This is a genomic window from Nocardia sp. CY15, assembly GCF_009829295.1.
GTDB lineage: Bacteria > Actinomycetota > Actinomycetes > Mycobacteriales > Mycobacteriaceae > Nocardia > Nocardia sputi.
This window is the reverse complement of the sequence record NZ_VUOT01000001.1, coordinates 1,191,730-1,213,137: the sequence shown is the minus strand read 5'-3', so window position 1 is coordinate 1,213,137 and position 21,408 is coordinate 1,191,730. Positions and strand designations below refer to the sequence as shown.

The following is a 21,408-nucleotide window of genomic DNA, read 5'->3' as shown; positions in this document are numbered from 1 at the left end:
TTGGTTGCGGACGGATGAATTGTGGCCGAACATTTTTCTTTGTGACTGAAATCGAGACGGACGTACTGGTTATCGGCGGTGGTCCCGCCGGTATCCAGGCGGCCGTCTCGGCCGCTTCGACGGGTGCCACCGTCGTGCTGGTCGACAAGGCGCGATGCGGGTCGTGCGGACCGACCGCGTACAACACGATCTCGTTGTGGCACATCCCGCTCGGCCCCGCCCGGGAGGAGGCGGTGCGGCGCGGGCACGCGCACGGCGGCGGGCTGGGCGACCCGGACATGATGCACCGCGTGCTCGAGGAGACCCACCAGCGCGTCGAGCAATGGGCGCGGTGGGGTTATCGGATCGCCGGTGATCCCGAGCTCCCGGCGGCGCGGCGAATCTGTCTGGACGGCCCCGCTCACCTGCGTCGCATGCGCCGCAGGGTGCGCGAAGCAGGGGTGCGTGTGCTCGATCACCATCCCGCCTTGCGGTTGCTCGTCGACCGCGACGGTGTGGTGGCGGGCGCCGCCGGGCTGAGCAGTCAGGACGGGTTCCGGCGCTGGACCGTGCGTGCCGGCGCGGTCGTGGTCGCCACCGGGGGCTGCGCGTTCCTGTCCGGCGGCGCCGGCACCGACGTGGACACCGGCGACGGTCTGTTGTTCGCCGCGGAAGCGGGCGCCGAACTGTCGGGGATGGAGTTCTCTTGTGCCTACAGCTTGATCGCGCCGGGGAAGTCCGAGGCGACCGCACTGCGGAGTCTCGCGCTGCGCTTCGCCACTCTCTACGACGAATCCGGCGCCGAGCTGCCGGGACATCGCTCGGCGGCGCTCGCGGCCGTCGCCGAAGGTCGCCGGGTATTCGCCGCACTGGACGACGTGCCGACCGCCGTTCGCTCCCGGCTGGCGCGTCACGGACTCGCCGACCGCGCCGAGCGGGTGCCGCTGCGTGCGGTGCTGGACGGCACCGTGCGCGGCACCGGGGGACTGCGCGTCACCGGACCGGAGTGCGCGACGACCGTCGCGGGCCTGTTCGCCGCGGGGGACGTCGCCAGCCGCGAGTCGGTCACCGGCGCGGTCAGCGCCTACGGCGGGCTGGGCGCGGCGTGGGCGATCGCCTCCGGCGTCTGGGCCGGTACGAGCGCCGCGAAGTCCGCCCGCGCCGCAGATCAGCGCGCCCCGGCCCGCGAGGTGCCGGGAGCCGGGCTCGACGCCGTGGCCCGGATCGATCCGCGGGCGGTGATCGGTCTCGTGCAGGAGCACACCCTGCCGCTGCGACGCAGCTATTGGCGCAGCGCGGGCAGCCTGCGCGACAGCATCGGCGAACTCGACGGGATGTGGCCCGGCGCGGAATTCGACCTCGGCGGCAGCGGTGCCGACCTGCTGTATGCCCGGCAGGCCGCCGCCCTGCTCGCGGTGGCGCGATGGACGAAATACAGCGCGTTGATGCGCACGGAGAGCCGCGGCATGCACCGCAGGACCGATCATCCCGGCGCGACCGACCGCTGGCGGGTGCGACTGGTATCGGGCGGCGTGCGCAACGTGTGGGTGCGCCCGGATGTACCGTGGACGACGCCGGAGCAGTCCCGCGATATCGTCGCGTGAGGACGGGCCTACGCAGCGTAGCCGCGACCAGGTCTCACACCCTCGATGTCACAGGCCGTGCGACTGCTCACCGTTTGGCGCCCGTGAGCGGCGAGTTTCCCCTTACGTGAAGGTAATTCCGGCCCCCTAACGTTGGATGATGGAGCGCGACACGGCCCAGCGGGTAACCGGTTTGGCAACTCGCCCACCGGGCTGGCAGAATGTGTCGGATTCCTTACCTCCGCCACCGCCGGGTGAGGGAATCACGGAGGTCTCCGACTCGCCGACGTACCGTCGCGACCCACGAGATCACACCGCTTGTTCTATCCGGGCCCACCCGTCCGGTTCTGCTCCGCGGATCAGTGCCGCGCCCCGCCGTCGAGATATCGGCAAGCCGTGTTCGCTCGCTCGCAGCCGCCTCGAAACACACCGGTCAGCGCACTCGATGAGCGTAGTGAAACGACTTATACCCATTACCCGGTGGTAACCGTCCCCCGGTTTAGCCCGACCCGAGCAGGAGTGAAATCGTGTCACCTGTGACTGACGCACCGAATTCCACCGCAAGCCTGTCCGAAATCACAAACGACGAAATCTTCGCGGGACATCTCGGCGGCAAGCTCTCGGTCGAACTCAGTGCGCCCTTGGAGACCCAGCGCGACCTCTCGATCGCCTACACCCCGGGGGTCGCACAGGTCAGCCGCGCGATCGCGGAGGACGAGGCGCTGGCCAAGCGCTACACCTGGACCGATCGGCTCGTGGTCGTGGTCAGTGACGGCACCGCCGTGCTCGGCCTCGGTGACATCGGCCCGCGCGCCTCGCTGCCGGTGATGGAGGGCAAGGCGGCGCTGTTCAAGAAGTTCGCCGGGCTGGATTCGATCCCGATCGTGTTGGACACCAAGGACGTCGATGAGATCGTCGAGACGCTGATCCGCCTGCGCCCGAGTTTCGGCGCGGTGAATCTGGAGGACATCTCCGCGCCGCGCTGCTTCGAGATCGAGAAGCGCGTCATCGAGGCGCTCGACTGCCCGGTGATGCACGACGACCAGCACGGCACCGCCATCGTGGTGCTCGCGGCCCTCAACGGCGCCGCCAAGGTGCAGGGCCGCGGCATCGAGGGGCTGAAGGTCGTGGTGTCCGGCGCGGGCGCCGCCGGTGTCGCGTGCACGAACATCCTGCTCGCCGCGGGCGTCCGGGATGTCACCGTGCTCGATTCGAAGGGCATCGTCAACTCCGAGCGCGGCGACCTCAACGAGGTGAAGGCCGAGCTGGCCACCCGCACCAACCCGCGCGGTCTCGCCGGTGGCGCGGCCGAGGCGCTGGCGGGCGCCGATGTGTTCCTCGGCCTGTCTGCCGGTCTCATCGCCGAGGAGCTCATCGCCTCGATGGCGCCGGAGTCGATCGTGTTCGCCATGTCCAACCCGGACCCGGAGATCCACCCCGAGGTGGCGCGCAAGTACGCCGCGATCGTCGCCACCGGCCGCAGCGACTTCCCGAACCAGATCAACAACGTGCTGGCGTTCCCCGGCGTCTTCAAGGGCGCGCTGGACGCGGGCGCCCGGCGGATCACCGAAGGCATGAAGATCGCCGCCGCCGACGCCATCCTGAGCGTCGTCGCCGACGAACTCGGTCCGGACAAGATCGTCCCCAGCCCGCTGGACCCGCGGGTCGCCCCGGCCGTCGCCGAGGCGGTCGCGGCCGCCGCCCGTGCCGAGGGCGTCGCGTAACGTCACCGCACAACGATCAGCTGAAAGGCGCCCGCTCTGCCTCGAGCGGGCGCCTTTTCGGTTCGATGAGCCGCAACCGACCGGTTCCCGGTGCGCAGGCCCACACGGCGAACGCCAGCAGGCCGTCCAGCACCATCGCCAGCATCGCAACCAGCAGCGCACCCACCAGCACCCGGTCGTACCGGTAGAGGCTGATGCCGTCGAAGATGTACCGGCCCAGACCGCCGAGGTTGACGTAGGCGGCGATCGTCGCGGTGGCCACCACCTGGAGGGTGGCACCGCGCAGGCCGGTGAGCAGGATGGGCAGCGCGTTGGGCACCTCCACCCGGAACAGGATCTGTCGCTCGGTCATGCCCATGGCGCGTGAGGCGTCCACGACATCGGCGGGCACGTTCGCGATTCCGGCGTACGCGCCCGCCAGCAGTGGGGGAATGCCCACCGTGACCAGGGCCAGCAGTGGCGGGATCAGGCCGAGGCCCAGCAGCAGCACCAGGAACGTCAGCAGACCGAGGGTCGGCAGCGCGCGCATGGCGTTGGCGAAGCCGACCAGCACCGCCGCTCCGCGCCGGGTGTGCCCGATGACCAGGCCGAGGGGGACCGCGATCACCGCCGAGACGGCGATGACCAGGAAGCTGTACCACAGGTGCTGGGCGATGCGGGTCCCGATTCCGGACGGACCGCTCCAGTTGGCGCCGTCGGTGAAGTAGTGCCAGGCGTCGAGGAAAAGATTCATGCGGCGCCTTTCGCCTTCGCGCTCTCGGCACCCGCGCGCACCCACGGCGTCGACCAGCGGCCCACGGCGTACACCGCGCGGTCGGCGACCAGCGCGAGTGCGAGCGTCACGATGATGCCCGCGATGATCTCGTCCGGGTAGTCACGCTGGTAGCCCTGGGTGAACAACTTGCCAAGTCCGCCGACGCCGATCAGCGCGCCGACCGACACCATCGCGATATTGGTCACCACCACCACGCGCAGGCTGGACACGAAGACCGGCACGGCCAGCGGCATGTCCACGGTGAGGGTGCGCCGCAGCGGCCCGTAGCCGACCGCGTCGGCGGCGTCGAGCACCGCGGCGGGCACCGCGTCCAAGGCGGCCGGGACCGCGATCACCAGCAGCGCCGTCGAATAGATGGTGAGCGCGATGATCACGTTCAGCGGATCGATGGCCGAGATTCCCACCAGCGGAGGAATGATCACGAACAGCGCCAGCGACGGAACGGTGTAGGCCAGGCTCGCGGCGGTCACCGTGACCCGCCGCAGCCACGACACCCGCCGTACCAGCGCGCCGACCGGGATCGCGATCACCAGAGCCAGGAGCAGCGGCGCCAGCGCGAGATAGAGATGGGTCGCGGTGAATCCCATGATCTCCGGGAAATTCTCGACGAGATATCGCATCGCACTCGCTCACGTCACTTGTTCTTCGAAGAAGTGCCGGTTGCGTTCGGCGTCTTCGCGCGCGCGTTGCCCGGCCAGCTGCGCGAGCACCTCGGTGGCCAGCACGCCGCCACGGACCGCGCCCTCGTCGTCCACGGCTACGCCGATCCCCGAGGGGGAGGAGATCGCGGCGTCCAGGGCCTGGCGCAGGTCACCGGTCGGGGTGAACAGTGAGCCGCCTGCCGACATGCTGTCGGCCAGCGCGCGACCCGCGCGCAACCCCTCGACCCCGGTGACGTCCATCCACCCGACCGGCTTGTTCCGCGCGTCCACCACCAGCACCCACTCGCCCGCGTCCAGCCGCAGCCCGCGCACTTCGTCGGCGAGGGCCGCCCGGATCTCATGCAACGGAACATCGTTCGCGGTTCGGAAGGACAACCCGCGGTAACCGCGGTCACGGCCGACGAAGTCGGCGACGAAATCGGTGGCAGGCTGCGCCAGCAGGCGTTGCGGCGGATCGTATTGCTGCAGCACACCGCCGCGACCGAACACCGCCACGCGATCGCCGAGCGTGATCGCCTCATCGATGTCATGGGTGACGAACACGATGGTCTTGTGCAATTCGGCTTGCAGCCTTTGCATTTCGACCTGCAATTCGGCCCGCACCACCGGGTCGACGGCACTGAACGGTTCGTCCATCAGCAGGACCGGCGGGTCCGCGGCAAGCGCGCGGGCCACGCCGACGCGCTGCTGCTGACCGCCCGACAGCTGTGCCGGGTATCGCCCGGCCAGCGAGCGGTCCAGACCTACCCGGTCGAGTACCTCGAGCGCCGCGGCGCGGGCCGCTCGGCGGGAGTCCCCACGCAGCACAGGCACGGTCGCGACATTGTCCACGACCGTCCGGTGTGGCAGCAGGCCGCCGCTCTGGATGACGTAGCCGATCCCGAGGCGCAGCCGGACCGGGTCGACGGTCGAAGTGTCTCGTCCCGCGATGGTGATCGTTCCCGAGGTCGGGACGATCATGCGGTTGATCATCCGCATCGAGGTCGTCTTCCCGCAGCCGGAGGGGCCGACGAACACGGTGAACGATCCCGATTCGATGCGCAGATCGAGGTCGGTGACGGCGTGGGTGCCGTCCGGATAGATCTTGCTGATACCGGAGAACTCGATATCGGACAACGATTTCCTCCTAGGCCACCGGCTTGTTCAGCCCTTTGGCGGCGACCCAGGCCGCGGCGGCGGCCTTCGGCTCGGTCTTGCGCGCGCCGGAGACCGCCTCGTTCAGCTCGATCAGCTCGGCGGTGGTGAGCTGGGCCGATACCGCGTTCAGCGCCGCGAGGAGCTTGTCCGACTTCTTGCTCGCGTTGAACAGCGGAACGACGTTCTGCGCGGGGAAGTTGTGCTTCGGGTCTTCCAGCACCACGAGGTCGTTCTGCGCGATGGCGGGGGAGGTGGTGAAGATGTTGGCCGCGGTCACCTGGCCCTCGACCAGCGCGCGCACCGTGGCGGGACCGCCGCCGTCGGCGATCGGCACGAAATTGTTCGCGGCGATGGCGAGGTCGTAGTTCTTCTTCAGCCCGGGCAGTCCCCCTGCCCGCTCCTGGAATTCGGCGGGCGCGCCGAACTTCACCTCTGCCGAGTGCGGGGCCAGATCCGCGATCGTGCGCAGGTTCCAGCGCTGGGCGGTGGCGCGGGTGACCACCACGGCGTCCGAATCCTGCCCGGGCGCGGGTGTACCGATGGCGAGATCGGAACCGAGCGCCTTGCCGAGCGCGCTGTCCACGTCGGCCGCGCTGGTCGCGGTGGCGTTCTTGTCCAGGTACTGCAGCAAGTTGCCGGTGTACTCGGGGATCACCGAAATGGCGCACTTCCGCAATGCCGGTATGTAGGCTTCGCGGCTGCCGATGTCGAGCTTGGTGTCGACGGTGAATCCATTGGCGCGCAATACCTCCGCGTACAGGTTGGCCACGGTCTCGGCCTCCGGGAAGTTCGCCGAACCGACGATCAATCCGTCCCCCGAACAGCTGCCGCCGGTGGCGAGCGGATCGGAAGTGCCACAGGCCGAGAGGACCATCGCGACGGCGAGTGCCGAGGAGGCGGCGAACACTCGGGCGGCGCGCAGCGTCACGCGCAGAGCGGGGCGCCGGGGCGCGGCGGCGGCGGTGCGGGTGGATTTCACGGCAGTCCTTCCGACATGACGGCGGTGCGCGATCTCGGCTCCGCACGGCCGCCGGTACATTCTGGGTGTCCATACTGCCCGCTTGCGGGTCTTTGTGTCGGCCGTGTCGATTCGTCGGAGAGGTGGTGGCGCCGGATGGTGTCGGCCCCGTCACAGCGGGTTCTGGCTCGCTTGCTGGTCGTCGCTTCCGTCGCGCTGGTGGTGTCCTGCGGGAACGACGAGTCGGCGCCGTCGATCACCGTCGGCGCGGGCGATTCGGTGGAGTCCTCGGTGCTCGCCGAGATCTATGCGGGCGCGCTGGCGCGTACCGGCGCGCGCACCGCGGTCGCTCCCCGTCTCGGCGGCCGGGCGGACTACCTCGCCGCGCTCGACGCCGACCGGGTCCAGGTGGTCGGTGAGCACGCCGGGGCGTTGCTGGCCCACTTCGACGAACACGCGTCGGTTCGCCTGCCGAAGGAGGTGGCGAGCGCGGTGAGCGCCGCACTGCCCGAGGGGCTGGTGGTCTCCGACCTCGCCGACGGCGCCGATCTGCGGCCGCGGGTGCTGCTCACCACGCAGGCGGCGGCGCACGACAAGGTGCGTTCGGTGGGCGATCTCGCGCCACACTGTGGTGCGCTGACCGTCGGTGTGGCAGCCCCGCCGGGCCTGCTGCCGTCTGCGGGCAAGGATCGCGTCACCGGATGCGACTTCGCTGCCACCGTAGCGTTCCCCGACCCGGCTGCGCTGCGAAAAGCGCTGCTGGCCGGTGAGGTTCAGGCCGGTTTGCTGAGCGGTCCACCCGAACTGGCGCCCGGCGCGGCGGACGGTCTGACCGTGCTGTCCGACGATGGTTATGCCGTGCGTGCCGAGAACGTCCTGCCGCTGTTCCGAAAAGGCCTGCTGGACCAGCGACAGATCAAGAAGCTGAACTACGTGGCGGGCGAGCTGACGACGGACGAACTGGCAGCCATGATCCGTCGTGTCCGAGACGAGGGCGCCGCGCCGGGGGACGTCGCGCGCGCCTGGTTGGATGACCACGCGTTGTAGATGTTCGTCACCCGGCCGACTCGCCCTCGATGGGGGCCGGGTATTTACACCGGCCGCCGAGGCGAGTGCTGTCGGAAATCGAGCGATAGATGTCGCATGCGACACTGCCGCTGACCTGAGGCTGGGCATAGTGTTCTCACTGGGTTCGTAGACGGCCCGGTGACATCCTCGCCCCGCTCCCGCACCGGCAATGGCGCCGATACGGGTCGCCGACGTTGTCGACCTTGCGACGGGGCGGATCGAGAGGCCATCGAGAGATCACACCTCGATGGCCTCTCGTCGTTTGTGTGTGCACTATCACCGGTCGCACAGCCTTGTCCGGCGGTTGTTCCGCACCGTATATTCCGCGTGGAATATTTCGCACGGAGCATGTCGGCGTCGCCCGCTGATGTCCGGGCAGCGAGCAGGCTCGGCGCTTGTCGAGACCGAGAGGTGATCAGGTGATGGGGCAAGGGCAGGAGCATTCGACGGTGACGCCGTTGGGCATCGCCGTGCTCGCGCTGCTAGAGGAGCGGCCCATGCATCCGTACGAGATGTTCCAGACCCTGATCGCGCGGCGGGAGGACAAGCTGGTCAAGGTGCGGCCAGGTTCGCTGTATCACACCGTGTCCCGGCTGGCCGATCAGGAACTGGTCCGCGCTGAAGGCGTCGATCGGGCAGGAAACCGGCCCGAACGCACCACCTACCGGATCACCGGGCGCGGCGAGGACGCGCTGCGTAACCGGATCGCCGAGATCGTGCGACGACCCGTGCCGGAGTACCCGATCTTCCCGGTGGCGCTGGGTGAATTGCACAACCTGCCCAAGCCGGAGGCGATGGCGCTGCTGCGGGAACGAATCGGCGTACTGGAAATCGAACTGGCCGACACCGACATGCTGAGCGCGTGGGCCGAAGAGCACGCCGTTCCCCGCCGCTACTGGATCGCGCTGCCCTATCTGCGGGCGATGCTCGCCGCCGAACTCGCCTGGGTCGTCCAGTTCACCGGCGAGTTGGACAGCGGCGCACTCGAATGGGAGGACTTCGCCCCGGCGACCGGCGCCCGCTCCGACGACGGCGACACCGGGTCGGTGGCCGGATCCACCGCATCGCGGGCGGTGCCGGGAGGCGCCGAGGCGAACTCCGTGCAGAGCTTTTCGAATAATCCGAGTTAGGAACGAACTACATGTCCACGCAACGCAATCCGTGGCCGGCGCTGCTGGCGCTCGTCGTCGGCTTCTTCATGATCCTGCTGGACATGACGATCGTCGCCGTCGCCAATCCCGCGATCATGACGAGCCTGCACGCCGACATCTCGCAGGTGATCTGGGTGACCAGCGCCTACCTGCTCACCTACGCGGTGCCGCTGCTGGTCACCGGGAGGCTGGGTGACCGATTCGGGCCCAAGAACATCTATCTGATCGGCTTGGCGGTGTTCACCGCCGCGTCGCTGTGGTGCGGATTGTCCGGCAGCATCGGCATGCTGATCGCCGCGCGCGCGGCACAGGGCATCGGCGCCGCGCTGATGACACCCCAGACCATGGCCGTGATCACCAGGACTTTCCCGCCGGACCGGCGCGGCGCAGCCATGGGTCTGTGGGGCGGCGTCGCGGGGCTGGCGACACTGGTCGGCCCGATCCTCGGCGGTGTGCTGGTGGACGGTCTCGGCTGGGAGTGGATCTTCATCGTCAACGTTCCGGTCGGCATCGTCGCCTTCGCGTTGGCGGTCTGGCTGGTGCCCACGCTGCCGACCCATGAGCACAAGTTCGACATCCCCGGCGTACTGCTCAGCGGCATCGGGATGTTCCTGCTGGTGTTCGGTATCCAGGAGGGCAACAGCTACGACTGGTCGTTGCGTATCCGGTTGCTGATCGGCGCGGGCCTGGTCGTGCTCGCGGTATTCGTGGTCAACCAGGCCAGGAACAAGGGGGAGCCGCTGTTGCCGCTGAGCCTGTTCCGCGACCGCAACTTCGCGCTGTCGAATGCCGCGATTGCCGCGATGGGCGCGGCGGTGACCTCCCTGATGGTGCCGACCTACTTCTACCTGCAGGCCGTGCGAGAGATGTCACCGACCGAGTCCGCGCTGGTCTTCGCGCCGATGGCGATTGTGACCGGCGTCGCTGCCCCACTGGTCGGCAAGTTCGCCGACCGGCTGCACCCGAGGACCGTGCCCACCATCGGCTTCGGTCTGTTCGCGCTGTCGGTGTTCTGGTTCGCGGCGTTGATGCGACCGGATTCGTCGCTGGCGTGGTTCTTGGTGGCCGCAGGGCTGGCCGGCTTCGCCAACGCCTGCATCTGGGCTCCGCTGGCGACCACCGCCACCCACAACCTCCCGGTCCAGCAGGCCGGCGCCGGCGCCGGCGTCTACAACACCACTCGTCAGGTGGGCTCGGTGCTCGGCAGCGCGGCGATCGGCGCGCTGGTGGCGGCCCGTATGACGGCGAACGGGCTGGGCGGCGGGCCGGTCGCCGAGGGCGGCGCGGGCCAGGGCCCGATCCCGGAGGTCGTCGAGGATTCCTTCAGCACCGCGCTGAGCCAGTCGACCCTGCTTCCCGCGGCCATCCTGCTCCTCGGCGTCGCCGCCTCGGCCCTGTTCATCCGCCACGGCGCGTCCGCTCGCGCCGGTGCACCGGGCTCGGTGGAACCGGTCGAGGCCGATCTCAGCAGTTGAGCCGTCGGTGATGCCCGTCCGGAGGATGTCTCCGGGCGGCCATCAGCGTGCCAGCACTCCGAGTCTGCCCCAATCGATTTTTATCTCGATCGGTACATCGATGACAGTCGGTGTATCGGTCGGCTCCAGCTTCATATGCGGTCGATACTGACCGAGCACATGGTCGAGCACGTAGACCTCGATCGAATCGACGCGATTGTTCGACACCCAGGCGATCCAGTACCACGGGATCCCGGCCAGCGCATACTCCGCGAGCTTGTCGGCCGTGTCCACACGCTCGGTGCCTGGGGAAACAACTTCGATCACCAGCTTGACCAGCGAAGCGGGCAACGGCCGAAGTTCGGGCGGGGCACACTCGAACAGTGCGATGTCCGGCCGTCGAATCGTCACCCTCGGCAGCTCCCACAGCAGCACATCGAAATCCATATCGACGTCCAAGCAGCCATCACGGTATCGGTTGATGTGAGCTTCGGCAGCGGTCTCGACGAAGTCGGCTATCCGGCGAGCGGACTTCTGATGCGGCCGCGTAGGCTCGTCCGCCCGCACGGCTTCCCCGTTCACCACCTCTACCAAACGGCAGAAATTCTCGGGAAGCTTCTTCCAGATCTCCAACGTGATCGGCGCCGGCTGCAGGTTCTCTTCTCGCGCCCAATCCAGAATCTCGGACAATGCCCCCTCCTCGAACGGCCGACGACTACCGGACCCGCTCGATCCTATCGGGTCCATGAGCGTTCACTGCCTGTCACTACGGACCATCCCGCGATCCGAGTCAGCCCACGCTGACCGTGACCGAGGGGTGGCCGGTGGCGCCGTCAGGAATCACGTCGCGGCGTTCGGCGGTCTGGGTTTCGCCGGTCGCGTCGGTGGCGCGGGCGCGGATGGTGTGCGGGCCGGAGGTGGCCTCCCAGTCGAAGACCCACTGGCGCCAGGTGTCGATGGATTGTTCCGCGGAGAGACGAGCCTGCTGCCAGGGGCCGTTGTCGATCTGAACTTCGACCGCGCGGATGCCGCGATGCTGTGCCCACGCGACACCGGCGACCGGAACGCGGCCGGGCTGGAGGCGACCGCGGGCGCGGGGGGTGTCGATGCGGGTGCCGGTCTTGATCGGGCCGAGCGCCGACCAGCCGCGACGGGTCCAGTATGCGGTGGCGCGGTCGAAACGGGTGACTTCCAGTTCGGTCACCCATTTGGTGGCCGAGACGTACCCGTAGAGACCGGGCACGACCAACCGGGCCGGGTAACCGTGCTGCACCGGCAGGGGTTCGCCGTTCATGCCGATCGCGAGCAGAGCATCGCGTCCGTCGGTGAGCGCCGCCAGCGGAGTGCCCGCGGTCCACCCGTCGGCGCTGCGCGAGAGCACCATGTCGGCGTCGGGGTGCGGCCGGGCCTCGGCGAGCAGTTGATCCACGCGGTAGCCGAGCCAGCGCGCGTTGCCGATCAGGTCGCCGCCGATCGGATTCGACACGCACGCCAGCGTGACCATGCGCTCCTCGATCGGGCGGCTCGCCAGATCCGCCCAGCTCAACCGGATTTCGCGGTCGACCATGCCGTGGATGCGCAGCTCCCAGTCGTCCTTGGACACCTGCGGAACGATCAGCGCGGTATCGATCCGGTAGAAGTCGTCGTTCGCGGTGAGATACGGCGTCAGTCCTGGGAGACGAAGATCCACGCCGGGCGCGAGAGGCTTGCTGGGGGCGGTCGGCTCCGGCAAGCGCACGGCGGCGCGCTCACCGGAAACGTCGCCGCGCCGCGCGCCGAGCATTCGTCCGCCGACCCCGGTGACCACAGCCAACCCGCCGGTCACCAGCAAACCCTGCAGGACCTGCCTTCGTTCCGGCGACCGACGCTGCGATGTGCCGATGACCGACGAGGCGTGGTCCCGGCCCGGTCCTGCCGGCGCGGCTTCGTCCACGGCGAGTTCGCCTCCGTCCGAGCGGGTCTCGGCAGATGACTCTTCGATCGCCACGTCGATGCGACGGGTCAGCGCCCGCAGCGCATAGATGCCCACGGCGACGCCGACGACAGTCGGCAGCGCGGCGGACAGACCGCCGCGCGCGACGGCCGCCCACACCGCGACCACCCCGAAGACGACGAACAACCACGACCCGGCGGCGCGGGTTGTCCGTTCGATCGCTCCTGCCACTGCGGCGACCAGCACCGCGATAGCACCCATGACCAGGTACAGCACGGCCTTGTCGTTCGTGCCGAACGTGGTGATGGCCCACTCGCGCAACCCGTCGGGCGTGTGGTCGACCACCGCCGAGCCGAGCGCGTTGAGCGGAGCGCGGTCGGGGCCGGAGAAAGCCGCGAACAATTCGGCCACGCCCAGCGCCAGTCCCGCCGAGACGACCCCCGCCACCACGCGCAATCGCAGATCGGCCATGGAATCGAGACTACTGCCGGTCGGCCCCCGCGGCCGATGCCCGAAGGACGATCACCACGTCGGTTACCGTCCCGTTCCGGCGCCCGATCTCTCTTCGGATGCGGCTGTGGCACCTCCGCACACGCGAAAGGCGCTGTCCGCGAACAGTTCGCCGACAGCGCCTTCGGCGTTCGGCTCAGTGGTAGATGCTCGCCACGTCGTCGGCGTGCTGCTTCATCACGACCGCGCGCTTGAGCGACATCTTCGGGGTGAGCTCGCCGGTCTCCTGGGTCCAGTCGATGGTCAGCAGACGCGTCTTCTTGATCTGCTCGGCGTGCGAGACCTTCTTGTTGGTCTCGGCCACCGCCGCGTTCACCTCGGCGAGCAGATCCGGGTTTTCGATCAGCTTCTCGATCGGGGTATCGGCGGGCAGGTTGTGGCGTTCCTTCCAGCCCGGCAGCGACTCCGGATCCAGCGTGATCAGCGCGCCGATGAACGGCTGGCCGTCGCCGACCACCATCACCTGGCTGATCAGCGGATGCGCGCGCAGCGAGTCCTCCAGCAGCGCGGGGGAGACGTTCTTGCCACCGGCGGTGACGATGATCTCCTTCTTGCGGCCGGTGATGGTGATGAAGCCGTCGCCATCGATCGCGCCGAGGTCACCGGTCTTGAACCAGCCGTTCTCGAACGCGTCCTCGGTGGCCTCCGCGTTGCCCCAGTAGCCGCTGAACACGACCGAACCGCGCAGCAGCAGCTCGCCGTCCTCGGCGATCTTGGCGGCGTGGCCCTCGATCGGCCGCCCGACCGAGCCGACCCGGATGTGTTCCGGGGTGTTGACCGCGATGGCCGCGGTGGTCTCGGTGAGGCCGTAGCCCTCGTAGATGGTCACGCCGACGCCGCGGAAGAAATGGCCGAGCCGCGCACCGAGCGGACCGCCGCCGGAGACGGCCGCCTCGCACTGACCGCCGAGCGCCGCGCGCAGCTTGCTGTAGACCAGCTTGTCGAACAGGGCGTGCTTGAGCTTGAGGCCGACGCCGGGGCCGCCGTTGTCGAGCGACTCGCTCCACGCGATCGCGGTAGCGGCGGCTGCGTCGAAGATCTTGCCCTTGCCGCCGTCGTGCGCCTTCTGCTTGGCGCTGTTGAACACCTTCTCGAACACCCGGGGCACCGAGAGGATGAAGTGCGGGCGGTAGCTGCCGAACTGCTCGACCAGGGTGGACCAGTCGGCGGTATGCGCGACGATCACCTTCGCGTCGAACGCGGCCAGCGCGACGGCGCGGGCGAAGACATGCGCCAGCGGCAGGAACATGAGGGTCTTCTTGCCCTCGGTGACGTACTTGTGCAGCGCGATCCGGTCGGACTTGGACTCCGCGTACAGGTTCGCGTGGGTCAGCATGACGCCCTTCGGGCGGCCCGTGGTGCCCGAGGTGTAGATCAGGGTGGCCGGCGACTGCGCGCCGACCTGAGCGCGACGGTCGTGCACGGCCTGGTCGTCGGTGTCGGCGCCGCGGCCGATCAGTTCGTCCAGCGCGCCCTTGTCGATCTGCAGGATCTCCCGCAGGTCCGGCAGCGACCCGGATTCGATCTCGTCGATCACCTTGCGGTGCTTGTCGCTGTCGAGGATCAGCAGCTTGGTGGCCGAGTCCTGCAGGATCCACTTGGCCTGCTCGGCGGCGGAACTGTCGTAGATCGCGACGGTGCAGCCGCCCGCGGCCCAGATGGCGAAATCGAGGACGGCCCACTCGTAGCGCGTGGGGGCCATGATGGCGACGCGATCACCGAGTTCCAGACCCGAAGCGATCAGGCCTTTCGCCACGCCGGTAACGGTTGCCGCGAACTCGGCGGCGGTGACATCCCGCCAGCCGCCACTGCCGTTCGGCACGTTGAACAGCACCGTGTTCGGCGACTGCTCGGCATGGCGGAAGACGTTGTCGGAATTGTTCGCGTCATCCGGAATGGTGTAAGAAGCCGGGACTTCGAACTCTCGCATCAGTGCCCTTCCACGTGGGTTTACTCGCCAGTAATCTACGACACCTGCGCCGGGGCCGTGAGGTCGACCACCGAAATCGCCTCCGTACATCACCGCAGGGTAGGGACCCGCACGGGTCTCATCCTAGTTCGCGCAGGTCCGCCGGTTGAATCGCTTCGCGAAGGAACCCGGCGAGTTCGCCCAGCGCGGCCGCGGCGGGCGCCGCCAGGGCGGCCTGCAGCTGTGCGACGTGCCACAATCCCTTGCTCTCGGTGAAGCGGACGTGCACACCCGCCGCGCGCAGTGCGGCGACCAGTGCGACGCACTGGTTGTGCAGCAGTTCGCTGACGTCCACCTGCACGTAGGTCGGGGGCAGGCCACGCAGCTCGCCGGTCAGCGGGGCGTAAGCCGGATCGGCCGAGTCGCCCTCGCCCAGGTAGGCGGCAGCACAAGCGCGTGACCACGGCTTGTTGATCACCAGGTCGCGTTCTCGCTCCGGGATCTCGTTGGGGTCGGCCCACGGTGCGATCAAGCCGAGCGCGGCCGGGGTCTGCCCGTGCCGGGCGATCAGGCGTTGCGCCAGCGCGAGCGACAGGCCGCCGCCCGCGGAATCGCCGGAGACGGCGATCCGGCCCGGCTGCAAGCCCGCGCTCGCCACCAGTTCCAGGAATGCCGCCTCGGCGTCGTCCAGGGCCGCGGGAAACGGGTGCTCCGGCGCGAGGCGGTAGTCCAGCACGTAGACCGCGTAGCCGGTGTCTCGCGCCAACCGGGCGGCCAGCGAGCGGTGCGTCGCCAGTGAGCCGACCGCGTAGCCGCCCCCGTGGAGATAGAGGACCGCGCCGTCGTCGGACGTGTCCGCGAAACCGATCCGCTCGGCGGGCCTACCGCCCAGCCGCAGCGGCCGCACGACGGCGCCCGCGGGCAGCAACTGCGCCCGCGAACTCACGTCGAGTAGCCTGCGCTGCATCGGAAACGGCAACCGCTTGTTCAGCGTGACCCGGAAGATCGGATTCAACACCGCCCGCGCGAGGGGCAGCGGAAGGTTCATGTCTCGCATCGCCGTTCCTCGTCAGGGCAGGAAGCGGCGTTCGACGTTGGCCGCGATCCGCTGGTAGCCCGACGCGGTCACCCGCACGAACAGATCCAGCAGCTTGGCCTCCCAGCCGATCAGCACGCGGCCGTGCCCCTTGCGCACGCCCTCGGTAATGGTCTGCGCCGCCATCTCGGCGGTGTGGATGGCCAGTTTCTTGTCGAACATCGAGGCGGCCGACTTGCTGTCGATGCCCTCGGCGTAGGTGGCGTTGCGCGCGACCGCGGTCTTGATGCCGCCGGGGTGCACACAGGTGACCCGCACCGGATGCCGCGCGACCAGCATCTCCTGGCGCAGCGACTCGGTGAAGCCGCGCACCGCGAACTTCGCCGCGTTGTAGGCGCTCTGGCCGGGGATCGCGATCAGGCCGAACAGGCTCGACACGTTGACGATGTGGCCGTCGCCGGACTCGATGACCATCGGCAGGAACGCCTTGGTGCCGTTGACGACACCCCAGAAATCGACGTCCATCACGCGCTCGAAGTCCTTGTACTCCGAACGGATGACCTCGCCGTGGTGGGCGATGCCCGCGTTGTTGTAGACCTGGTGCACCGTGCCGAAGTGCGCTTTCACCGCGTCGGCGTAGAGGATGACCGCTTCGCGTTCGACCACGTCCACGCGGTCGGACTTCACCTGCGCGCCGAGCTGCTCGCAGCGGCGCGTGGTCTCGGCCAGGCCCTCGACGTCGATATCCGACAACGCCAGCTTGGCGCCGCGCCGGGCCAGATTCACCGCCAGCGCGCGGCCGATCCCGGAGCCCGCTCCGGTGATCACACAGACCTTGTTCTTGAAGTAAGCGTCGTTCTTGAAGTAAGCGTCACTGCTCACGATGCCACTGCTTTCAAATCGGCTCGGGAAATGGAGATGTCATACGCCGCCACGTCGAAAGTCCTGGTGAGCCTGCGGAATTCGAAGGTCCAGTCCGGCCACAGCGTGGTGTTGTTGCCGTGCTTGTCCAGGTACCAGCTCGAGCACCCGCCGGTCAGCCAGACGCTTCCGGCCAGCTTCGCCTGCAGTTCGGAGTTGTAGGCATCCTGCACGTCGCGGCGCACTTCCACGGTACGCAGGTCCAGGCGGTCGATGGTGGCCAGTGCGTCGGCGATGTAGTTGATCTGCGATTCGATCATGTACACCATCGAGGTGTGCCCGAGGCCGACGTTCGGACCGAGCAGGAAGAACAGATTGGGGAAGTTGGCGATCGAGGCGCCCTTGTAGCCCTGCTGGCCGATCTCGTCGAACACCTCCGACAGCGTGCGGCCGTCGCGGCCTGCGATCGTGTCGTAGGTCGGCGAATCGGTGACGTGGAAGCCGGTCGCCACGATCAGCGCGTCGATCTCGCGCTCGGTGCCGTCCTCGGTGACGATCGAGTTCTCGCGCACTTCGGCGATGCGATCGGTGACCACGTCGACATTGGGTCGTGTCAGCGCGGGGTAGTAGTCGTTGGAGATCAGCATTCGCTTGCAGCCGATCCGGAAGTTCGGCGTGACCTTGGCGCGCAGTCGCGGATCGCGGATCTCGTAACGCAGCTTGGCCTTCGCGATCGCCTCGAACAACTGCATGAACGCGGGGAACTTGGCCAGGCCGACCACTTGGGTCTCCCGTGCGGCATAGATCGCCGCGCGAGATAGTCGCTGCAGACCCGGCACGTGCTTGAAGGCCAGTCGCTCGGCCTTCGTGTACGGGCGGTCCAAACGCGGCAGCAGCCACGGCGCGGTGCGCTGGTAGACGTCCAGATGGCCGACCTTCGGGGCGATGGCGGGCACGATCTGGATGGCCGACGCGCCGGTGCCGATGATGGCGACCCGCTTGCCGGTGAGGTCGGCGTCGTGGTTCCAGCGGGCGGAGTGGAAGATCTCGCCTTCGAACTCTCCGATGCCCTTGATGTCCGGCAGCGCGGGCTCGCACAGCGCGCCGACCGCCGAGACCACCGTGTTCGCGGTGAAACTGCCCTTGCTCGACTCGATCTCCCAGAGCGCGGTCTCGTTGTTCCAGCGGGCGCTGGTCACGTCACAGTCGAAGATGTGCTTGTCGCGCACGTCGTAGCGCTTCGACACGTCCTGGATGTACTGCTGGATCTCACCTTGGCGGGAGAACGACCGCGACCAATCCGGGTTCAGCGCGAACGAGTACGAGTACAGGTGCGAGGGAACGTCGCAGGCCGCGCCGGGGTAGGTGTTGTCGCGCCAGGTGCCGCCGACATCGCTGCCGCGTTCCAGCACGAGGAAATCGTTGCGACCCTGCTGGGTCAGCCGGATGGCCAGACCCAGACCCGCGAACCCACTGCCGATGATGATCGTCCTGGCGTGGCGCGTGGGTCGACTGGCGACAGCTTTGTCTGTGACCTTGCGACTCATATAAAGCAGCCTACGGCGCTATTGAGCACCAGTCAACAGTGTATTGACTTCCGTTCAGTAGGATGGGCCGGTGACCACAACCCAGCCAGACGCCCCCAAGCGCACGCGGCTCAGCCCCGAGGAGCGCCGGGAGCAGCTGATCACTCTGGGTGCCAAGATGCTCGGTGAGCGCGCCATCGAGGACATCTCGGTCAGTGAGATCGCGGCCCAGGCCGGCATCTCCCGCGGGCTGCTGTTCCACTACTTCCCGACCAAGCAGGATTTCCAGCTGGCGATCGTGCACCACGCCAACGCCGAGCTCCTCGAACGCGTCGCCCCCGACCCGAGCCTCGGTCTGTTCGAGATGCTGCGCGACTCCATCGAGCGCTACATCGAGTACGTCACCGAGAACCGCACCTCATATCTCGCGCTCCTGCGTGGCCCCACCAGCGTCAGCCCCGAGCTGGCTCCGTTGGTCGACCAGACGCGCGACGCCATCATCGGCATCATCCTCGCCGAAACGCCGGTGCCCGTCTCCGAGTCCGACCATCCCCGCCTCATGCTCGCCATGCGCGGCTGGATCGCGTTCGTCGAGGAGTCCACCCTCACGTGGTTGCGCACCGAGCCGATTCCGCGTGAACAGCTCATCGATCTCTTGGTCGAATCCTTGATCGCCATAGCGTTTTCGGTCGACCCCGCTTTGGCGGCGGCATTGCGCAGCTGACCGCGGGCCTTCGGCCCCGGCTTACGGCGAAGCGAGCCGTGGTGGGCCGAGGGTGAGCCCCGTCACCACCCTCTGTCGCCACGCTGTCCGTAGCATGCCCTTTTGTCGCCAATGCCCTGCTCTTACAGTGCCTTTCGATTTTGTACCGCGTGCACGGGCGCATACCTTTGGGTGGTCGATGGTGTGGGACGGCGATGGAGGCCGCCGATGTTGGTCATCAATGAGCGAACGACGGCGCCGCGCTCCGAGCAGCGTGTGCTCCACTGGATGCGGAACTGGACCGGACAGTACGTCATTGTGGGCCTGGCGATCTCCGGGTGCTACTTACCCGACCGCGACCGCAAGGGCGAGACGCAGGAAGCCGATCTGGTGGTGATCACACCGCGGGCAGCGGTGGTGATCGAGGTGCGCGACACCGTGCCGGAAGCCACCACCGGCGTCCTCTCGGTGCAGGCCAACGGACGGTGGCGACTGTCCGGCTTCGCGGGCGACCCGATGCGGGTGCGCGACAACGACAGCAGCCCGTTCGATCAGGTGACCAGCAACGTCGTCAACCTGCAGGCGCTGGTCCGCAAACACCACGCCGAAGCTTCCGTCGACGGGTTGATCGTCGTGGTTCCGCCCGACGAATCGTCCCTCACGCTGAACATCGAATCGCGTCGCCGCGGTTGCGGAGTAGTGCTCGGAGCCGGCGCCGTCGACCTCCGTGCCTGGTTCCACCGCACCGCCGGACGCAAACTCGTCTGGACCGCCGAACGCACGCACACCCTGCTCGCCGATTTGAACCTGGGCGATCAGGTGACCGTCGATGATCTGGTGGCGGACGGTTTCCCGCCGGAACAGAAGTTGCGGGCCGGGACGCTGGCGGCGCTGGACAGCGTCACGCGCAGGACGCGTGCGGTCGACGGCAGCCATTCTGTCGGGATCTCGGAAAAGGCTGAGGGACCGGAAAGTTCGGACGCGCCGTCAACGGAAAGCGTTCTCGAGTCGTCGGACGTGGCACCCCTTGCTGCGCAACCGACAGCATCCGAGCACTCGGAGCGCGATGTCGAGCCGGACGAAGTCGATCGAATAGCATCGGGGCCAGAACGATCGACGCCGCCGTTGTCTGCGATGCTCGCGCGGCCGCGAACCGACGCTTCGGAGCCCGACGCCTCGGAACCTGATATCAAGGAACCCGAAGTCTTGGAGCCCCTGCCGCCGACGCAAGGCAGTGCGCAAAGCGGACAGCACGTGAACGGATCCTTGTCGACGGCTCAGCAGTCGGTCGAATACGTGGACGTGCCCGACGACACCGCCGAGGTGACCACGGCACATCCCGCGCAGATTTCGCCCGATGCGCGGACACGACCGGCCGAACCGGACCCTTTCGCACCGGAATTCCTCGCGCCGGAACCCGCAACGTCGGAGCCCGCGTTGCCGAGTACGACCGTCCATCCCGATCTGGACGATCGCGAAGAAACGCACCACTCGTCGTCCTCTCCGGAGCATGCGCAGCCGCGCGGATCCGTGGAGGTGCCAGAAGATGACCACGCGCAATGGACGGCGAAGCCGCCCCGCTTCGAAGGCAGGCTCGCGGTGCGACCCGCGCGAGAGGAACCTGTCGAGCCCGAATCCTATGCACCGGAACGCTCCGCAACAGGATTCGTAGCGTCGATACGGCCCGTCGCGGCCGAGCCCCACGCACCGGAACCAACAGAATCCTCGCCCTCCGGCGAGGGACTCGATCCGGCTGCACAATCAGCGCCCGAACCGTCGTCGTTCACGGATAGCTGGTCGTCGTGGATCGAACCCGCTCCCGATCGACCACTTCCCCCGCGCCCCACACCGGCACCTCCGCCGAACCGCCCCCCATCGTGGTCCACGCCCAGTCCCCAACCTGAGCCATTGCGCCGCCCCTCGCCAACCACTGTCCTCGAGCGCCGCCCCCGAATCGCGGACCTCCGACGCATAACCACCCTGCCCGCACGTACCCCCGGCCGCCCATCCGAGAAACCGCAGTCACGCGGCCACCGCTCTCAACAGATCGCCGCGGTGGCACTGATCGTGCTCGTCATCGGCACCATCTGGGTACTGGCCGCCTCCTGCTCGACCCCGACAGGCGGCGCTGTACGACCGTCACAAGCCCCCGTGCCCATCACAGAGGAAGTTCCTCCACCGCCGACCGCCACGGAAACCCCGGGCCGCATGAACCTGCTGCCTTTGTGTACCCCGCTCACGCCCAAGTGCTGACTTCTGTTGCCGGGCACGCGGGGCCCATGCTTCTCCATCACGATCTTGGCCTGCTCGCTCGCGCCATCGGCGTCACCGAGCGCGGTGGCGATCGGTGAATCCCGCAAAGACTCGAGGCAGTCCGCGGCCTCCGGACGTGGCGTCTTCACTGGATCCTTGACGTGATCCGATACGCGGCCCACGCGC

At 68.1% G+C, this 21,408-nt stretch carries 17 protein-coding genes; 7 read left to right on the top strand and 10 right to left on the bottom strand.

What is annotated here, in order from left to right; all coding sequences use genetic code 11:
• Positions 1-41 precede the first annotated feature (41 nt).
• On the top strand, positions 42-1,583 hold the full coding sequence (locus tag GVY39_RS05775; RefSeq protein ID WP_236565277.1) for an FAD-binding protein: 1,542 nt from the start codon (positions 42-44) through the stop codon (positions 1,581-1,583).
• 506 nt (positions 1,584-2,089) lie between these two features.
• Positions 2,090-3,286, top strand: coding sequence for an NADP-dependent malic enzyme (locus GVY39_RS05770; RefSeq protein WP_159920420.1), 1,197 nt, complete (start codon positions 2,090-2,092; stop codon positions 3,284-3,286).
• A gap of 16 nt (positions 3,287-3,302) precedes the next feature.
• Here the strand turns inward: GVY39_RS05770 and GVY39_RS05765 are convergent, their stop codons facing one another.
• Genes GVY39_RS05765 through GVY39_RS05750 form a run of 4 tightly spaced genes read right to left on the bottom strand, consistent with a single transcriptional unit; the run spans position 3,303 to position 6,734 of the window.
• Complete coding sequence (locus tag GVY39_RS05765) at positions 3,303-4,019, bottom strand: ABC transporter permease (protein ID WP_159920422.1); 717 nt, start codon at positions 4,017-4,019, stop codon at positions 3,303-3,305.
• A complete protein-coding gene (locus tag GVY39_RS05760; RefSeq protein ID WP_159920424.1) occupies positions 4,016-4,681 on the bottom strand; it encodes an ABC transporter permease in 666 nt (221 codons plus the stop codon). Before GVY39_RS05760 ends, GVY39_RS05765 begins: the two co-directional genes overlap by 4 nt.
• 9 nt (positions 4,682-4,690) lie before the next feature.
• On the bottom strand, positions 4,691-5,839 hold the full coding sequence (locus tag GVY39_RS05755) for an ABC transporter ATP-binding protein (protein WP_159920426.1): 1,149 nt from the start codon (positions 5,837-5,839) through the stop codon (positions 4,691-4,693).
• 10 nt (positions 5,840-5,849) lie between these two features.
• The gene (locus GVY39_RS05750; protein ID WP_236565297.1) at positions 5,850-6,734 is read right to left on the bottom strand and encodes an ABC transporter substrate-binding protein; all 885 of its coding nucleotides are present in this window, start codon (positions 6,732-6,734) and stop codon (positions 5,850-5,852) included.
• Positions 6,735-6,974: 240 nt separating this feature from the next.
• Between GVY39_RS05750 and GVY39_RS05745 the strand changes: the two genes are divergently transcribed.
• From GVY39_RS05745 to GVY39_RS05735, 3 genes are all read left to right on the top strand, one after another.
• Positions 6,975-7,865 (top strand): glycine betaine ABC transporter substrate-binding protein, encoded by an 891-nt coding sequence (locus tag GVY39_RS05745; RefSeq protein ID WP_159920430.1) that lies wholly within the window; start codon positions 6,975-6,977, stop codon positions 7,863-7,865.
• A 443-nt stretch (positions 7,866-8,308) separates the two neighbouring features.
• Positions 8,309-9,016 carry a PadR family transcriptional regulator gene (locus GVY39_RS05740; RefSeq protein WP_159920432.1) on the top strand — a complete coding sequence of 236 codons (708 nt, stop codon included), beginning with the start codon at positions 8,309-8,311 and terminating at the stop codon, positions 9,014-9,016.
• An 11-nt stretch (positions 9,017-9,027) separates the two neighbouring features.
• A complete protein-coding gene (locus tag GVY39_RS05735) occupies positions 9,028-10,512 on the top strand; it encodes a DHA2 family efflux MFS transporter permease subunit (RefSeq protein WP_159920434.1) in 1,485 nt (494 codons plus the stop codon).
• A gap of 42 nt (positions 10,513-10,554) precedes the next feature.
• Here the strand turns inward: GVY39_RS05735 and GVY39_RS05730 are convergent, their stop codons facing one another.
• The 6 genes from GVY39_RS05730 to GVY39_RS05705 all read right to left on the bottom strand — a co-directional run bounded on the left by GVY39_RS05730 (position 10,555) and on the right by GVY39_RS05705 (position 18,287).
• Positions 10,555-11,181 carry a Uma2 family endonuclease gene (locus GVY39_RS05730; protein ID WP_159920436.1) on the bottom strand — a complete coding sequence of 209 codons (627 nt, stop codon included), beginning with the start codon at positions 11,179-11,181 and terminating at the stop codon, positions 10,555-10,557.
• Positions 11,182-11,281: 100 nt separating this feature from the next.
• Positions 11,282-12,895 carry a molybdopterin-dependent oxidoreductase gene (locus GVY39_RS05725; protein WP_159920438.1) on the bottom strand — a complete coding sequence of 538 codons (1,614 nt, stop codon included), beginning with the start codon at positions 12,893-12,895 and terminating at the stop codon, positions 11,282-11,284.
• 175 nt (positions 12,896-13,070) lie between these two features.
• Positions 13,071-14,864 (bottom strand): long-chain fatty acid--CoA ligase, encoded by a 1,794-nt coding sequence (locus tag GVY39_RS05720; RefSeq protein WP_159920440.1) that lies wholly within the window; start codon positions 14,862-14,864, stop codon positions 13,071-13,073.
• A 118-nt stretch (positions 14,865-14,982) separates the two neighbouring features.
• Positions 14,983-15,900: an alpha/beta hydrolase gene (locus GVY39_RS05715; RefSeq protein ID WP_159920442.1), complete on the bottom strand. Its 918-nt coding sequence runs from the start codon at positions 15,898-15,900 to the stop codon at positions 14,983-14,985.
• A 12-nt stretch (positions 15,901-15,912) separates the two neighbouring features.
• The gene (locus tag GVY39_RS05710) at positions 15,913-16,761 is read right to left on the bottom strand and encodes an SDR family oxidoreductase (protein WP_159920444.1); all 849 of its coding nucleotides are present in this window, start codon (positions 16,759-16,761) and stop codon (positions 15,913-15,915) included.
• Positions 16,758-18,287: an NAD(P)/FAD-dependent oxidoreductase gene (locus GVY39_RS05705; protein ID WP_159920446.1), complete on the bottom strand. Its 1,530-nt coding sequence runs from the start codon at positions 18,285-18,287 to the stop codon at positions 16,758-16,760. Before GVY39_RS05705 ends, GVY39_RS05710 begins: the two co-directional genes overlap by 4 nt.
• Before the next feature lie 70 nt (positions 18,288-18,357).
• On the opposite strand from GVY39_RS05705, the gene GVY39_RS05700 reads away from it, so the two are divergent.
• Positions 18,358-18,990 (top strand): TetR/AcrR family transcriptional regulator, encoded by a 633-nt coding sequence (locus GVY39_RS05700; protein ID WP_159920448.1) that lies wholly within the window; start codon positions 18,358-18,360, stop codon positions 18,988-18,990.
• Positions 18,991-19,101: 111 nt separating this feature from the next.
• Positions 19,102-21,222 (top strand): NERD domain-containing protein, encoded by a 2,121-nt coding sequence (locus GVY39_RS05695; RefSeq protein ID WP_236565298.1) that lies wholly within the window; start codon positions 19,102-19,104, stop codon positions 21,220-21,222.
• Positions 21,223-21,408 lie beyond the last annotated feature (186 nt).

Bases quoted from the DNA above. Each gene is read 5' to 3' on its own strand.
- GVY39_RS05720 (WP_159920440.1), bottom strand. From the start codon at position 14,864: ATGCGAGAGTTCGAAGTCCCGGCTTCTTACACCATTCCGGATGACGCG.
- GVY39_RS05760 (WP_159920424.1), bottom strand. From the start codon at position 4,681: ATGCGATATCTCGTCGAGAATTTCCCGGAGATCATGGGATTCACCGCG.
- GVY39_RS05735 (WP_159920434.1), top strand. From the start codon at position 9,028: ATGTCCACGCAACGCAATCCGTGGCCGGCGCTGCTGGCGCTCGTCGTC.
- GVY39_RS05715 (WP_159920442.1), bottom strand. From the start codon at position 15,900: ATGCGAGACATGAACCTTCCGCTGCCCCTCGCGCGGGCGGTGTTGAAT.
- GVY39_RS05725 (WP_159920438.1), bottom strand. From the start codon at position 12,895: ATGGCCGATCTGCGATTGCGCGTGGTGGCGGGGGTCGTCTCGGCGGGA.
- GVY39_RS05705 (WP_159920446.1), bottom strand. From the start codon at position 18,287: ATGAGTCGCAAGGTCACAGACAAAGCTGTCGCCAGTCGACCCACGCGC.
- GVY39_RS05740 (WP_159920432.1), top strand. From the start codon at position 8,309: ATGGGGCAAGGGCAGGAGCATTCGACGGTGACGCCGTTGGGCATCGCC.
- GVY39_RS05695 (WP_236565298.1), top strand. From the start codon at position 19,102: ATGCCCTGCTCTTACAGTGCCTTTCGATTTTGTACCGCGTGCACGGGC.
- GVY39_RS05745 (WP_159920430.1), top strand. From the start codon at position 6,975: ATGGTGTCGGCCCCGTCACAGCGGGTTCTGGCTCGCTTGCTGGTCGTC.
- GVY39_RS05750 (WP_236565297.1), bottom strand. From the start codon at position 6,734: ATGGTCCTCTCGGCCTGTGGCACTTCCGATCCGCTCGCCACCGGCGGC.
- GVY39_RS05765 (WP_159920422.1), bottom strand. From the start codon at position 4,019: ATGAATCTTTTCCTCGACGCCTGGCACTACTTCACCGACGGCGCCAAC.